Below are 13,183 nucleotides of genomic sequence, written 5' to 3' on the forward strand. Positions count from 1 at the left end.
GAACCGGTCGCTCACTCAAAGCTGACAGGAATATGAATCACTTCATAAACCTGACTTACTTTAGTGTGAGACTCTTGATACTTTCGCTATCTGATCCGAGGATCAGCTCGCTTCCATCAAGCGCCCACACTTATCGGCTGTTAATTTTTAAAGAGCATTCTGCGAGGAACTTCGTGTTTCCCGGCAGCGCTGCGTTTTCAGCAGCAGAGAAGCGAGATTATTAACCGTTTTTTAAAACTCGTCAACAACTTTTTTAACTACTTCGTTGCGACGACTGCGGTTTAATTTCGTGTGCGCTGGAATCGATAAAACCGACATCAACAGCACCGCTTCCCTTCTTTCCCCCCGCGCTGCGTTTCCGTTAGCGCGAAAGAGGCGTGATTCTAAGCACCCGCCTCAGTCTCCGCAAGCCCTTTTGTGAAATTATTTTGACATGCGGTGCCGGGGGCCGCTGAGCCTCTCCGGTGGTCATATATATGCGACACGGCAGGAGCAGCCTCGGTCGCCCGTGACCAGCCCCGCCGCATCGAACGCAACGCTCCGTCGCTCACCGCCCCACCATCGCCCTCACCACACCGTCCCGCCGAATCAGCCCGTGATACAGCGCGGCAGCAAAGTGCGCGAGGAACGTCGCGAAGAACAGATACGCCAGCACCCGGTGCGCGACCCGGAGCCATGCGAACGTCACCGGATCAGCCGACACCAGCGCCGGCAGCTGCACACCATCGCCCAGCGTCACCGGATACCCGCCCGCCGACAGCATCGCCCACCCGATCAGCGGCATCGAGAGCATCAGCGCATACAGCACGAGATGCGACCCGTGCGCGGCAACCTTCTGCCACCCCGGCAGATCCTCGGGCAACGCCGGCGGCTTCGACAGGATCCGCACCACGATCCGCACGCAAACCAGCACGAGCACGGCAATACCCAGAGGCTTGTGAATCGCCACCAAAAGCGCATGCCGCTCAGAAACGGACGCCACCATCCCCACCCCGATGAACAGCATCGCGATGATCATCGCGGCCATCACCCAGTGCAGCACCCTCGCCGGCAAACTAAACGTCGTCGAAGCCTTCATCACCGTCCCTCCCCACTCAATCGCGCCACGCCTGCCACCCCGGCCTCTTCACTCGTCCTGCGCAGATACGAATCCGCATAGGCCGCCGACCGCGCCGCCAGCAACGGATCCCCTGACACCTGAATCCCCTGCGGCAGCACCGTCGGGTCGTAATTCACATCGCGGCACGGCCCGCTGTCCTGCGCCTCCACGCGGTCAAGCACGAGCGTGCCCGCATCGATCGTCGTGCGCTGCGCGGGCCAGACCTTCGTCGCGTCGTCCACCGGATCGCCGGGCTCCGCCAAGGTGACGAGCAGCTTCCACTTCTGCGCACCGGCCGCGATGCGCTGCGTCACGTCCTGCTGCAATACGTTCGGATCCGCGGCCGTCGCGACGTTCCCGGCGCCGGCCGTCTGCTCCGGCACGACGCGCCATCGCACCGCCTGGCGCTTGCCGGCCGCATCGACGAAGTAGAACGCGTTCAACCCGTAATAGCTTTCGGTGACGTAACTCGCGCTCGGCTTCGCACCCTTCACCCATTCGCGGAACGCGGCCGTCTCCGGGTGCGCGCCAAAAAACGCCTTCACCTTCGCCGGATCGGGCTTGCCCGTCTTCGGATCGGCCCGCGTCGCCACCAATTGCGCGTAGAACGCCTGCGGCGTCGCGACCGGAAACACGGGCATCGCGTTCATCCCGGTGCGCCATTGCTCGCCATCGGGCGCGGTGAGCTTCAGCGCGAGGCTGCGGATCGGCACACTGCTGTCGGGCGCATACGGATTCCCGCCCGGCAACGCGAAGCGCCCGACCACCGGCGTGCGCACCGCCTTGAAGAACGGCGCGACCGAATACGCGCTCGCGGCGCCATTGCCTTCGAAGTAACCGGTCACGCACACGCCCTTCGCGTGGTTGCGCCGGAAGCCCGGATGAATACCGCCGCCGGCCGTCTGCAACGCATCGACGATCCGGTGCGGGGTCAGACGCGCCGGCGCAAGCCACCCGCCGACATACCCGAACGCCACGGCCACGCCGGCCACCGCGCCGCCGATCGCGGCCCAGCGCCACCACCCGCGCCCGGGCTCGCGCTGCGGCGAAGAAGAGGAAGAAGATCGCTCCATGTATATGCTCCCGACCGTCAGGTCATTGTCGAACCCGCGTAGGACGCCACCCGCGTCGCTTTATTCCACGAAAATTTTTTTCCTATGCTGAAGGGAATAATCGATGCTCGCCAGCGTCCTACGCGACATCTCGACCCTTTCGGCAACCGGCCCGGCCATGCCCTCCACCGCCCTCGACGACGAAGCACTGCGCGAACTCATCCCCAGGCTGCGACGCTTCGCGCTCTGGCTGGCGCGCGACGTCCACGCGGCCGACGATCTCGTCCAGTCGACGCTCGAGCGCGCGCTGTCGCGCTGGACGAGCCGCCGCGACGACGCATCGCTGCGCAGCTGGCTCTTCACGATCCTGTACCGGCAGTTTCTCGACGGCAAACGCAGCGCGAAGCGCTACGCGTGGCTGCTTGGGCGCATCCGCGACGACGACGAAGCGCACTGGCCGTCCGCCGAACGCGAATTCACAGCGCGCGCGACGCTCGAAGCATTCGGCCGGCTCTCGGACGAGCAGCGCAGCCTGCTGCTGCTCGTCGCGGTCGAGGGCTTCACCTATCAGGAAGTCGCCGACCTGCTCGACGTGCCGATCGGCACCGTGATGTCGCGGCTCTCCCGCGCGCGCCAAGCGCTGCGCCAGCTCAGCGACGGCGAGCTTCCTGCTCCTTCTCTCCGGTTGATGAAGAAATGAACACGCCTCCCAACGAACACGACCTCCAGGCCTACGTCGACGGCCAGCTCGACGACGATGCACGCGCCGCGGTCGAGCGCTATCTCGCGCTGCATCCGGAGCGTGCGGAACAGGTGAAGCAATGGCAGCAGGATGCGCAGCGGTTGCGGGCCGCGCTCGAGAGCGTGCGGATGCCAGCGGATAATCCTGCGCTCGATCCGGCGGCGATTCGCGGCCGGCGGGCAGAACGCACGCGGATGCGGTTTGCGATGGCGGCTTCGTTCGTGTTCTGCGTCGGGCTGGGGACGTTAGGCGGGTGGCAGGCGCGCGGGTGGAACGCAGCGCCGCCCATCGCGCCGATGAGCGATGCGGTCGAGGCTTACCGGATGATGGTGGTGGATCAGACGGCCAAGGTCGATTACCGGCCAACAGGTGCGGGAGATTTGCAGGGGTGGCTCACCAAGCGTGTGGGTGCGTCGGCGAAGCTGCCGGATTTGAGTGCGGCGGGGTTCAGGCCCGTCGGCGGACGGTTGTTTACGACGGACAGCGGCGCCACGGCTGCGATGGTGCTCTATGAGGACGCAGCCGGGCGGACGCTGAGCTTCTATCTCCGGCCGGCGGAATCGGTACATCGGCTGCTGCCGGCCGGGCAACGCGTGGATGGCGCGCTGCTGGCACGGTATGGGTCAGTGAACGGGCTCAACTATGCGGTGGTCGGGCCGGCCGGGAGCCTCGCGGAGAAAGCGGTCGTGCAGGCGCTCGATCAGCAGACTTGAGTGGTACGATGCGCGCCCTGTTGGCGGTCCTCGGTGGCCGCCAGCGCCTGGAATGATGCGGCTTTGCCGGCTTGGGGGCGCTCACGCTCACCACTCGCTCGCACAGTGTTTCGACTGACTTTCCGGGCCTGTTGTCCACACCGGAACGCCTTCGGCGCCCTCACCCTTTGGAATCACAGGGTTTCGAGTCGCTGCGGAACGGGATATCCACATCGATCATGGCGGCGCCGCGTACGGTCATCGGTCAACTCGCTCACCTTCGGCCTGCACAGTGTTTCGGGTTGTTTTCGCGTGCGATATCCACACCAGTGAGATAACGCGAACATCCGCTCCGAATTCGATTACCCTCGCCCGCTGAATGCACAGGCCTTCGAGTGCTTTGACTGCTCGATATCCACAAGGCATTCAATCTCGTCGGATCGTGCCAGCACTACCCACATCATCTGCACTATTCCCGCAGAGCCCTGCCAGACAAGGTGTTCGGACTGACTCGTGTGATCGAATGCAAGGCGCTCACCGATTCAATGCACAGAGATTCGACTGGTTGGTGTGCGGGTTGTCCACATGCGACCATGTCGAGCCTGACTAAGGCCGCACGAAACGCGATGCACATTGCGCATGTGGCCACGTCGTGGCAACAGTGACCTTCCGTTCAGTCGCATGCTCATGCGCCCGGATTCGCCCGTCACTCTCCGATATCGCCTGGATCCGCGCCCGGCTGGCGATTCCGACGCACGCTCACCAACCGGATGCACAGCGCTCCGAGTCATTTTGCGCCCCGGTTATCCACACACGAATGCCGAGCACCTTCGCCACCGCCGAAGTCACTTGGTCAGATAGACCTTGGCTTACGCCGGTATGTCATCGTCACCTAGACCGCTGCGCCTCAACGTTTCGCGCAGACAGCTTCGACAGACCCGTTCGCCCGCATTCCACAGCTTGTCGAACGTCTCCTCGTCATCGAGCCTGAACGTCGATCCGTCGACCGCGACATCGGCCCCGAGCACCTTGCGCAGAAACGCTTCGCTGAACCAGTACTTCGGTTCGTGCTTCTTCGTGCGGTCGGTCACCTGTACGACATGGCAATGGCGGATCACATCGATCGACAGAATCGCTGCTTCGATATCCGGCGACGTGCGCGTCGGCAGGATCAACCCATGAAACTCGCAACGCGCGAAGCCGTGCGGCCATTTGGCGTCCGCCGCGACGACGGACGTATCGAACGCCTGCGCCTCCGATGTCGGCTCACGCGGCGTTTCGCCCGATCGCACGAGCAGCTCGTCGACACACGTCGAACAGCCATACGCGCGCAAACGCTCGAGCGCCGCGATTTTCGGGAATGCAGTGACATGGGCGACGTTCCCGATAAACGACGCTTCGACATCGAGTTCGTCGAACTCGGTACGTAGCACCCACATTTCGCGGCTGTACTTCGGCCGGTCGAGCAAGACCTTGAGCAGCTCGCCGGGCGCAAACTGGCCGCGCGTCCGAACGCGTGCATGGACGCCCTTCGACGTCGTTCTGACAACGTTGAACCCGTGCCGATGGCAAACGATCGGTCCCATTACCGGCCCTCGCTCTGCATTTTCTTCGGCATCGTCACGTATGCGGAAAACATCGATCGATCGATCGTCGCTTCAATGCCGCTCGATTACGTATTGTGCTGGCCCGCGCCATGCGATCGAACGGTAATCGTTTCGAATGACGCCAATTTCCCGGTAATACTCGACGAGCGCTTGAGGGCTCCAGTCACAGCCAGCGGAAAACAACGCGTCCAGGTCGACAAGCGCGGCAACGAGAGCACGTCGATCATGATCGTCCGCGATCGTGCGCTCCCAACGATCGCCGTGCGGTGCAAACCCGAGCCGCATCAGTACATCCGCAACAGCCGCCACGTCGGTCACGACAACCGCAACGTGACCTGCAATATCCAGCACCAGCATCTCATTGGCGGGTACCTTCATCGATTGCCTCGTCCGGTGTCGTCCGCCGTGATCACCCTGCTTCCTTCTTCATAAGCCATCCGACAACCTCCGCGATGTCCTCGCCGGACAGCTTCCCGACGCGATCGACAAACACCCCGTAGTCGAGATCGAACTTCACGTTGAATCGCTCGCCTTTGTAGCGGCAACACAGAACCTCGGCTTCCGGGATCGACACACGCTGCTCGAACACGATGTCGCCGGGATGCTGCTGCATCCGGTCTATGACGGCATCGATATCGAGTGCGTCGAGCCGGGTCAACGAAGAATCGGTCATGTGTCGCGAGCCTGTGCGCCAGGCCCTCATCCTGGATGCCGGCGATTCTACAGACATGACGGCTCACGGGTCGCTCGAGCGCTTCACAGCCTTCCGCTTCGTTCATCCAGTCACTGCACGCAGTGCATATCCTGAGCGGATCACAGTCGACGGACTGTGCTTATCCAAAGGTGTTAACAGAGTTCATATACATACGTAGTGATAGTTAACAAACCCTGTGCCTCACAGTGGATAACGTCCCTAACCTCATGAATTCCCGGCAGGAAGCAGAATGCATAACCTTGGGTGTCTCACGTGAACAGCTCCGGGCAGCACAGAACAACTTTTCGTCGATTCACAGCGTCGCCGACATATCCTCAATCGCTCCACTGTGAATCCAGAGGCTTGCAGGATAGTTATCCAGAGGGCAATGTGGATAACACAGCAGCGCATCGACGCGTTTTGCTGTGATGCGAACAGGCGAAGCCAACGTCCCAGGCATCGCCACGCAACATCGATCGTTGGCCCCGCGCACCCCGATTCAAAAAATTTTCACGAAGGGGCTTGTGCTCCTCAAAATCCCTCTCTATAATTCGCGGCTTCTTAGGCTCGTAGCTCAGTTGGTTAGAGCACCACCTTGACATGGTGGGGGTCGTTGGTTCGAATCCAATCGAGCCTACCAACGAACAAATGAAGGGGTCTGGCAGCACAAGTTGCCTACAGGCAATGCGGCTCGCCAACATACAAACGCCACGCGGCAACTTCGCGTGGCGTTTTTCTTTTTCCGGCCGAAACAACGCATGTCGCCGCGATGCGTTACGCGATCCACGGCATCCTATCCTTCGTCACCGACACTTCGATTCGCCATACAACGGCCACGGCGCCGCGCGTAGAATCGTGTGCGCATCGAAGCGGGGCGTTCCGAGCGTCGCCCGATCTCCAACGCATCCCAACAACGACGCGCGATCCGCGCGACCGAGAGCACACGACCATGTCCGACGTCACGACCGCCACATCGTCCGCGAGCAACGACGAAATCGCCGCATACGTCGGCAAGAAGGCCGACTGGTTCGAGAGGAAATGGACGATCGCCGCGTCGCGAAAGAACCGGCAGTCGTGGAACTGGGCGGCCTGTTTCCTGGGCCCGGTGTGGATGGCGTATCGATGCATGTACTGGCAGGCGGCAGCCGTGCTGGGCGTCACGCTCGGGATCACGCTGGTCGAATTGCTGTACTTCCCGAAATACTTCGAATCGAGCATGATCGATCCGGTCACCATCGGGATCGCGGTCACGCTTGGCTGGTGCGGGAACAGCCTCTACAGGACGTACGTCGAACGCCAGATCGAGAAGCTGCGCCCAAACGCGACGTCGCGCGAATCGTTTCTCGCGCTGCTGGAAGCGCAAGGTGGCACGAACTGGCTCGCGGCGGCCGGTTTCGCGGTCGCGACGCCGTTGCTCGGCTTCCTGATCTACGTCGTTGCCGGGACGTATTGATCGCAGGAACCGGCAGCCGGCAAAGCAGGGCGGCAGGACGGAGCGGAGAAAAGGGCGCATCGCGGCCATGCATGCGCACGGCACCCGACACGCGATCCCGTCTGACTCAGTGCAGATGCTTCAATTTGTCAGGATTCCGCACGACATAGATCGCGACGATCTTACCGTCCTCGATCTCGAACGCGGTGGTCTGCAGCTCGCCGTCCGCTTCCTGCGTGACGAAACCCGGCAGCCCGTTGATGAACCCTGCACGCACGAGCGTCGACGCATGCGTGGCGAACAGCCCTGCCAGGTACTCGTGCACCTTCATCACGCGCTCGAAGCCGAACACCGGCGTGCCCGCGGCCGAGCGCTTGCCGCCGCCATCCGCGTGCAGGCTCACGTCCTCGGCGAGCATCGCGCCGAGCGCGCGCATGTCGCCGCTGCGTGACGCCGCAAAGAACGCTTCCGCCAATTCGATTCCGCGCTGTTTCTCGACATGGAAGCGCGGCCGAGCCTCGCGCACGTGCGTGCGGGCCCGCGCGGCGAGCTGCCGGCACGCGGCCGAGTCGCGCTGGATCGTCGTGGCCACTTCGTCGAACTCGAGGCCGAACACGTCGTGCAGCAGGAACGCCGCGCGTTCGAGCGGCGAGAGCCGTTCGAGCGCGAGCAGCAGCGGCAGCGTGACGTCTTCCTGTTCGTCTTCCTCGACGACCGGCTCGGGCAGCCACGGGCCGATATAGGTCTCGCGCTGGTGCCGTGCGGACTTCAGCTGATCGAGGCACATGCGCATCACCATGCGGCGCAGGAACGCTTCAGGTACGCGCACCTCGGTGCGGTCGACATCCATCCAGCGGATGAACGCTTCCTGCACCATGTCCTCGGCATCCGCGACGGAACCGAGCATCCGGTACGCGACGCGGATCAGCGTGCGGCGCAGCGGGTCGAAGCTCGCCGCCGCATCGGCCCGCTCGTCGGCGCTGTCCTTGGCCGGGTCGAGGTTCGGCATCAGGCCACCATCTTCGCGGCGGCTGCCTTCGCGTCGGCCGGGTCGATCCACAGCCCGAAGCCGACCGCGAGCCGGTTCCAGCCGTTGATCACGTTGATCATCAGCGTGAGTTTCACCTGTTCCTCCTGGCTGAAGTGGTCGTTCAGCGCCGCGTAGGCCGCTTCGTGCGCCGCGTGGCCCTCCGACAGCCGCGTAAGCGCATCGGTCCAGCCGAGCGCCGCGCGTTCGCGGTCGGTGTAGCAGGGCGCTTCGCGCCATGCGGACAGCAGGTAGATGCGCTGCTCGGTCTCGCCTTGCTCGCGCGCCTCGGCGGTGTGCATGTTAATGCAGTTCGCGCACGCATTGATCTGCGACGCGCGGATCTTGACCAGCTCGATCAGCGTCGGCTCGAGGCTCTGCGCGGCGGCGACCGAGACGGTCATCCAGTGCTTCATCAAGGCGGGCGCGGCGGCAAACGGATTGAGTTTCGCAGTCATGGTCCTTCTCCTTTCGTGTGGGTTCCGGTGATATGACGAGCGAGCCACCTGTGTGTGTGACATCGACGCAAAATTTTTTTCGAAGCCGGCGCGCGGATCGGCGTGGAAGGGCGCCGGGCAAGGGCGGGCAGGGCGTTCGCCGAACGCGAAAGACGCGGCGAGCACGCTTCGCGTGCCCGTGCTGGTCAGACGATTCCTCGTTCACGTCATGGTGACGATCACGGCCGCGTGAATGTCCACGGCGCGCGTCGATCACAACGGCCGACGCATGCCTCTCAGTACGTACCTCGATACGCGCTGATGTCAGCAATTGGCAGGTGATCGATTACTTTCATTTACATTTCTCAGCCGTTTCACCCGCATCTCGATCAGCAACATTCACATTTCTGGCCCATACTGTTCTGCGTGGGCAGATGAAGTGACGCCGCATCAGCGGCCCGGCGCGCGCCGGTTGCCCGACGACGCAGCAGCAGTTCGCACGTCAGCCGCGCGCATCACGCGCAAGGCTTTCCCTTTTCCGGCAACGCAACGCAGCGAATCGCGACGTGGACGGTAAACCGATGAGCCTCCTTGCATCACAGCTTCAGCGCCGTTATCAGGACGTGCGCGCGCATAGCGTCGCGTTGACTGCGACGTTGTCCGCCGAAGACCAGGCCGTGCAGTCGATGCCCGACGCCAGCCCGACGAAATGGCACCTCGCGCATACGACCTGGTTCTTCGAAACCGTCGTGCTGATGCGCCGCGTGCCCGGCTACGCGCCGTTCGACGCCGCCTTCCAGTTCCTCTTCAATTCCTATTACGAAGCGCTCGGACCGCGCCATCCGCGGCCGCAACGCGGGTTGCTCACGCGCCCGTCGCTCGACGAGGTGCATGCGTACCGGCAGTACGTCGACGACGCGATGCTGCGCGCGCTGGCCGGCGCCGATCCCGCGCTGCTCGATACGATCGCGCCCGAGATCGTGCTCGGCCTGCATCACGAGCAGCAGCACCAGGAGCTGATCGTCACCGACATGCTGCATGCGTTCTCGTGCAACCCGCTGAAGCCGGCGTTCCGGCCGCGCAACGGGGCGGACGCAGGCGCGATGGCTGCGGGCGACGCCGGCGCGCAACGCTGGCTGCACCAGCCGGGCGGGCTCGTCGAGATCGGCCACGATGGCGACGCGTTCTCGTTCGACAACGAACGGCCGCGCCATACGGCGCTCGTGCGGCCGTACGAGATCGCGAGCCGCCTGGTAACGAATGCGGAATTCGCGGCGTTCGTCGCCGACGGCGGCTACACGCGCCCCGAGTTCTGGCTGTCGGACGGCTGGGCCACGGTGCAGCGGGAAGGGTGGCAGGGGCCCGCGTACTGGATGCCCGACGACGACGATGCGGCCGCGACGCGCGTACGGCGCACGTTCGGCCTGCACGGCGTCGAACCGCTCGCACCCGACGCACCGGTGTGCCACGTGAGCTTCTACGAAGCGGCCGCATACGCGGAATGGGCCGGCGCACGCCTGCCGACCGAATTCGAATGGGAAGCCGCGTTCCCCGCCGAAGGCATCCGGCAGATGCTCGGGCACGTGTGGCAATGGACGCGCTCGTCCTACGAGCCGTACCCGGGCTTTCGGCCGCTTGCCGGGGTAGCTGCCGAATACAACGGCAAGTTCATGGTCGGCCAGCAGGTCCTGCGCGGCAGCAGCATCGCAACGCCGCCCGGGCACGAACGGCCGACGTACCGCAATTTCTTTCCGCCGGCCGCGCGCTGGCAATTCACGGGAGTGCGACTTGCGCGAGACGTCTGACCAGACGGCCACGAGCGGTGGCCAGCAACCCGCCCGCGATTCGCGGCCGAGCGCGTTCGAGCGCGACCTGATCGACGGGCTGTCGCGTACGCCGCGCAGCATTCCGCCGAAATACTTCTACGATGCGGCCGGTTCCGCGCTGTTCGATCGCATCTGCGAACTGCCCGAGTATTATCCGACCCGCACCGAGCTCGGCATCCTGCGCGATCGCGCGGCCGAGATCGTGCGGCGCGTCGGCCCGCATGCGGAACTCGTCGAATTCGGTGCGGGCTCGCTCGAGAAGATCCGCGTGCTGCTCGACGCGTTCGCAAGCCACTACGCGAACGCGCCGGCGCGCTACGTGCCGGTCGACATCTCGGCCGACTATCTGCACGACGCCGCTGCGCGGCTGCGGGCCGCGTATCCGTGGCTCGACGTCGCGCCGATCGCGGCCGACTACACGAAGGCCGAGCAACTGGCCGAGCTGACCGCGACACCGGCGCGGCGTATCGGCTTCTTTCCCGGCTCGACAATCGGCAACTTCTCGCGGGAAGAAGCCGATGCGTTTCTGCGCGACGCCGCGCGGCTGCTGCGTGGCGGCGGCTTGCTGGTCGGTGCGGATCTCGTGAAGGACGAGCGCACGCTGCACGACGCGTACAACGATGCGCAGGGCGTGACCGCGCAGTTCAACCTGAACCTGCTGGTGCGCGCGAACGCCGAGCTCGGCGCGGATTTCGACGTCGACGCGTTCTCGCATTGCGCGTTCTACGACCGCGCGCGACAGCGCATCGAGATGCATCTCGTCAGCGACATCGCGCAGACCGTGCACGTGCGCGGCCACGCGTTCCGCTTCGAAGCGGGCGAGCGCATCCACACGGAGAATTCGCACAAGTTCACGATCGACGGTTTCCATGCGATCGCGCGCCGCGCAGGATTTGCGCCCGATACCGTGTGGACCGACGCGGACAACCTGTTCAGCGTGCACTGGCTGCGCAGCGTCGACGATATTCGCGCGTGACCCACGCGCTTGCGGACCGCTCGCTTATGGAGCGGGCGGTTCGCATTCGACGTATTCCGGCGCACGCCGGCGCGCTCCGATCGCCCGGTTTCGTGCGGAAAATCCCTTTTTTACCGGCCCGAGGCGCCGCTGCAACGGTGCGTAGAATGCCGCCTCTTCCTTGTCCCGCAAGGCTTTGCGGGCACCTGTAAACGTCCGTTACCTGTCTCGCATACCCGTTTCACCTGTGTCTGTGTCCGGTGCCTAGACTCCGAACCGTATTCACATGACGCACGACACGTGCAGGGAGTCGCGAGATGAACAAGAAACTCATCCTCGGTGCAGTTCTCGGTGTAGCGGCGCTGGCAGCTTCGGGCGTCGCATCGGCCCACGTCGACCTGTCGGTCGGCATTGGCGTACCTGCCTATGCGGCGCCGGCGCCCGTTTACGTGGCGCCGCCTCCGCCCGTCATGTACGCACCGGTCGGCTATCGCGACGATGGTTGGCGCGACGACGGCTGGCGTCGGCGCGAATGGCGCGAACACGAGTGGCGCCGCCGTGAATGGCGCGAGCACGAGTGGCGCGATCGCGGCGGCTGGCGCGGCGGCCGCTGGGATTGAGCGAGGCGGCTCGACTTGATCACCACAAGAGGAGAATGAAAACATGATGCCCATTCGACACATCAGGCTATGTGCCACCGCGGCCGTCGTTGCGCTTGCCACCGTCGGCAGCGCGCACGCAGCGGGCTGCATGAAGGGCGCGGTGGTCGGCGGTGTGGCCGGCCACTATGCGGGGCATCACGCGGTCGTCGGCGCGGTTGGCGGCTGTATCGTCGGCCGCCACATGGCGAAGAAGCAGGCGCAGGAGCAGGCCGCGCAACACAAGGCCGCTGCGCAGGGCATGCAGCCGGCGCAGTAAGCACCCTCGTCACCGGGGCGGCGCTGCGGCGCCGCGCCCGCCTGCCTCGTTCCCCGTTCACGTACACCCGGATTGATCGGACGAATGCGCGTCGCGCGCATCGTTACGATCATTTACAACGTCGTGCGGCGCGAATTTTGCGCGTTCATAGAATGCAGTCATACGAACGCGCTCCAGGGAGCACAAGATGAAACAGCAACGATATCTGTCCGTACTGATGGCCGCGCTGCTCGCGCTCGGCACGGTTTCCGCGTATGCCGCTGCCGGCGGCAATGGCGGTGGAAACGGTGGTGGCGGTGGCGGCGGTCACGGCGCAGGTGGTTTGGGCGGCAATGCCGGCGGCATGTCCGCCGGCCACATGAGCGGCGAGGCGCTGAGCAACTCGAACGGGATGCACGCGGGCGACCGCGACAAGGGCCTGTCGCGCGCGGCCGACCGCTCCGACACGATCGCCGATCGCGCCGGTGCGCAGCCGGGCCGCGGTCACACGCACGCACGTGCGCATGGCCACACCACGCACGCGTCGACGTCCACGCATCGTTCGCATCACCATGCATTGGGCCGCACGCTTTAAGCGCGGCGTGCAAACGTGACGGAAGGGCGCCTCGGCGCCCTTTTTTCATTGCGGGAATGCAACGCGGCTGTCGCGCGAAAACATCGTGCCGACCCGATTTGCAACCAGCCGTAACCGCGCCGCGAACG

At 64.3% G+C, this 13,183-nt stretch carries 16 protein-coding genes and 1 tRNA gene; 10 read left to right on the forward strand and 7 right to left on the reverse strand.

What is annotated here, in order from left to right:
- Positions 1 to 547 precede the first annotated feature (547 nt).
- Both B7G54_RS23275 and B7G54_RS23280 read right to left on the reverse strand, forming a co-directional pair.
- Positions 548 to 1,078 carry a cytochrome b gene (locus B7G54_RS23275; protein ID WP_165765607.1) on the reverse strand — a complete coding sequence of 177 codons (531 nt, stop codon included), beginning with the start codon at positions 1,076 to 1,078 and terminating at the stop codon, positions 548 to 550.
- Entirely contained in the window at positions 1,078 to 2,172 is a 1,095-nt protein-coding gene (locus B7G54_RS23280; protein WP_085041221.1) for a catalase family peroxidase, read from the reverse strand. The genes B7G54_RS23275 and B7G54_RS23280 overlap by 1 nt, the downstream gene beginning before the upstream one ends.
- A 157-nt stretch (positions 2,173 to 2,329) precedes the next feature.
- Between B7G54_RS23280 and B7G54_RS23285 the strand changes: the two genes are divergently transcribed.
- Both B7G54_RS23285 and B7G54_RS23290 read left to right on the forward strand, forming a co-directional pair.
- Positions 2,330 to 2,851: a sigma-70 family RNA polymerase sigma factor gene (locus B7G54_RS23285; protein WP_085041222.1), complete on the forward strand. Its 522-nt coding sequence runs from the start codon at positions 2,330 to 2,332 to the stop codon at positions 2,849 to 2,851.
- The gene (locus tag B7G54_RS23290) at positions 2,848 to 3,606 is read left to right on the forward strand and encodes an anti-sigma factor family protein (RefSeq protein WP_085041223.1); all 759 of its coding nucleotides are present in this window, start codon (positions 2,848 to 2,850) and stop codon (positions 3,604 to 3,606) included. The genes B7G54_RS23285 and B7G54_RS23290 overlap by 4 nt, the downstream gene beginning before the upstream one ends.
- Positions 3,607 to 4,454: 848 nt before the next feature.
- Here B7G54_RS23290 and B7G54_RS39145 read toward each other — a convergent pair.
- Entirely contained in the window at positions 4,455 to 4,760 is a 306-nt protein-coding gene (locus B7G54_RS39145) for a hypothetical protein (RefSeq protein WP_165765608.1), read from the reverse strand.
- Between the two features lie 3 nt (positions 4,761 to 4,763).
- Between B7G54_RS39145 and B7G54_RS39150 the strand changes: the two genes are divergently transcribed.
- A complete protein-coding gene (locus tag B7G54_RS39150; protein WP_165765609.1) occupies positions 4,764 to 5,015 on the forward strand; it encodes a hypothetical protein in 252 nt (83 codons plus the stop codon).
- Between the two features lie 228 nt (positions 5,016 to 5,243).
- Here B7G54_RS39150 and B7G54_RS23300 read toward each other — a convergent pair whose 3' ends face one another.
- Entirely contained in the window at positions 5,244 to 5,570 is a 327-nt protein-coding gene (locus tag B7G54_RS23300; RefSeq protein WP_085041225.1) for a hypothetical protein, read from the reverse strand.
- Positions 5,571 to 5,601: 31 nt separating this feature from the next.
- Positions 5,602 to 5,865 carry a hypothetical protein gene (locus B7G54_RS23305; RefSeq protein ID WP_085041226.1) on the reverse strand — a complete coding sequence of 88 codons (264 nt, stop codon included), beginning with the start codon at positions 5,863 to 5,865 and terminating at the stop codon, positions 5,602 to 5,604.
- Positions 5,866 to 6,449: 584 nt separating this feature from the next.
- On the opposite strand from B7G54_RS23305, the gene B7G54_RS23310 reads away from it, so the two are divergent.
- Both B7G54_RS23310 and B7G54_RS23315 read left to right on the forward strand, forming a co-directional pair.
- Positions 6,450 to 6,526 (forward strand) — tRNA-Val (locus B7G54_RS23310).
- Positions 6,527 to 6,835: 309 nt separating this feature from the next.
- Complete coding sequence (locus tag B7G54_RS23315) at positions 6,836 to 7,339, forward strand: DUF2628 domain-containing protein (RefSeq protein ID WP_085041227.1); 504 nt, start codon at positions 6,836 to 6,838, stop codon at positions 7,337 to 7,339.
- Between the two features lie 106 nt (positions 7,340 to 7,445).
- Here the strand turns inward: B7G54_RS23315 and B7G54_RS23320 are convergent, their stop codons facing one another.
- Both B7G54_RS23320 and B7G54_RS23325 read right to left on the reverse strand, forming a co-directional pair.
- On the reverse strand, positions 7,446 to 8,327 hold the full coding sequence (locus tag B7G54_RS23320) for a sigma-70 family RNA polymerase sigma factor (protein WP_085041392.1): 882 nt from the start codon (positions 8,325 to 8,327) through the stop codon (positions 7,446 to 7,448).
- A complete protein-coding gene (locus B7G54_RS23325; protein WP_085041228.1) occupies positions 8,327 to 8,803 on the reverse strand; it encodes a carboxymuconolactone decarboxylase family protein in 477 nt (158 codons plus the stop codon). Before B7G54_RS23325 ends, B7G54_RS23320 begins: the two co-directional genes overlap by 1 nt.
- Positions 8,804 to 9,363: 560 nt before the next feature.
- Between B7G54_RS23325 and egtB the strand changes: the two genes are divergently transcribed.
- The 5 genes from egtB to B7G54_RS23360 all read left to right on the forward strand — a co-directional run bounded on the left by egtB (position 9,364) and on the right by B7G54_RS23360 (position 13,055).
- Positions 9,364 to 10,587, forward strand: a complete 1,224-nt coding sequence (gene egtB, locus B7G54_RS23340) for an ergothioneine biosynthesis protein EgtB (protein ID WP_085041230.1) — start codon at positions 9,364 to 9,366, stop codon at positions 10,585 to 10,587.
- Positions 10,571 to 11,584, forward strand: coding sequence for an L-histidine N(alpha)-methyltransferase (gene egtD, locus B7G54_RS23345; protein WP_085041231.1), 1,014 nt, complete (start codon positions 10,571 to 10,573; stop codon positions 11,582 to 11,584). The genes egtB and egtD overlap by 17 nt, the downstream gene beginning before the upstream one ends.
- A 296-nt stretch (positions 11,585 to 11,880) precedes the next feature.
- Entirely contained in the window at positions 11,881 to 12,183 is a 303-nt protein-coding gene (locus B7G54_RS23350; RefSeq protein ID WP_085041232.1) for a hypothetical protein, read from the forward strand.
- Between the two features lie 43 nt (positions 12,184 to 12,226).
- A complete protein-coding gene (locus tag B7G54_RS23355) occupies positions 12,227 to 12,481 on the forward strand; it encodes a hypothetical protein (RefSeq protein WP_085041233.1) in 255 nt (84 codons plus the stop codon).
- A 187-nt stretch (positions 12,482 to 12,668) separates the two neighbouring features.
- On the forward strand, positions 12,669 to 13,055 hold the full coding sequence (locus B7G54_RS23360; RefSeq protein WP_085041234.1) for a hypothetical protein: 387 nt from the start codon (positions 12,669 to 12,671) through the stop codon (positions 13,053 to 13,055).
- Positions 13,056 to 13,183 lie beyond the last annotated feature (128 nt).

This window comes from Burkholderia puraquae (assembly GCF_002099195.1).
In the GTDB taxonomy this organism is placed as follows: Bacteria; Pseudomonadota; Gammaproteobacteria; order Burkholderiales; family Burkholderiaceae; genus Burkholderia; species Burkholderia puraquae.

Coding starts and splice junctions, on each gene's coding strand:
- B7G54_RS23275 (WP_165765607.1), bottom strand. CDS start 1,078: ATGAAGGCTTCGACGACGTTTAGTTTGCCGGCGAGGGTGCTGCACTGG.
- B7G54_RS23280 (WP_085041221.1), bottom strand. CDS start 2,172: ATGGAGCGATCTTCTTCCTCTTCTTCGCCGCAGCGCGAGCCCGGGCGC.
- B7G54_RS23285 (WP_085041222.1), top strand. CDS start 2,330: ATGCCCTCCACCGCCCTCGACGACGAAGCACTGCGCGAACTCATCCCC.
- B7G54_RS23290 (WP_085041223.1), top strand. CDS start 2,848: ATGAACACGCCTCCCAACGAACACGACCTCCAGGCCTACGTCGACGGC.
- B7G54_RS39150 (WP_165765609.1), top strand. CDS start 4,764: ATGAAACTCGCAACGCGCGAAGCCGTGCGGCCATTTGGCGTCCGCCGC.
- B7G54_RS23300 (WP_085041225.1), bottom strand. CDS start 5,570: ATGAAGGTACCCGCCAATGAGATGCTGGTGCTGGATATTGCAGGTCAC.
- B7G54_RS23305 (WP_085041226.1), bottom strand. CDS start 5,865: ATGACCGATTCTTCGTTGACCCGGCTCGACGCACTCGATATCGATGCC.
- B7G54_RS23315 (WP_085041227.1), top strand. CDS start 6,836: ATGTCCGACGTCACGACCGCCACATCGTCCGCGAGCAACGACGAAATC.
- B7G54_RS23320 (WP_085041392.1), bottom strand. CDS start 8,327: ATGCCGAACCTCGACCCGGCCAAGGACAGCGCCGACGAGCGGGCCGAT.
- B7G54_RS23325 (WP_085041228.1), bottom strand. CDS start 8,803: ATGACTGCGAAACTCAATCCGTTTGCCGCCGCGCCCGCCTTGATGAAG.
- egtB (WP_085041230.1), top strand. CDS start 9,364: ATGAGCCTCCTTGCATCACAGCTTCAGCGCCGTTATCAGGACGTGCGC.
- B7G54_RS23350 (WP_085041232.1), top strand. CDS start 11,881: ATGAACAAGAAACTCATCCTCGGTGCAGTTCTCGGTGTAGCGGCGCTG.
- B7G54_RS23355 (WP_085041233.1), top strand. CDS start 12,227: ATGATGCCCATTCGACACATCAGGCTATGTGCCACCGCGGCCGTCGTT.
- B7G54_RS23360 (WP_085041234.1), top strand. CDS start 12,669: ATGAAACAGCAACGATATCTGTCCGTACTGATGGCCGCGCTGCTCGCG.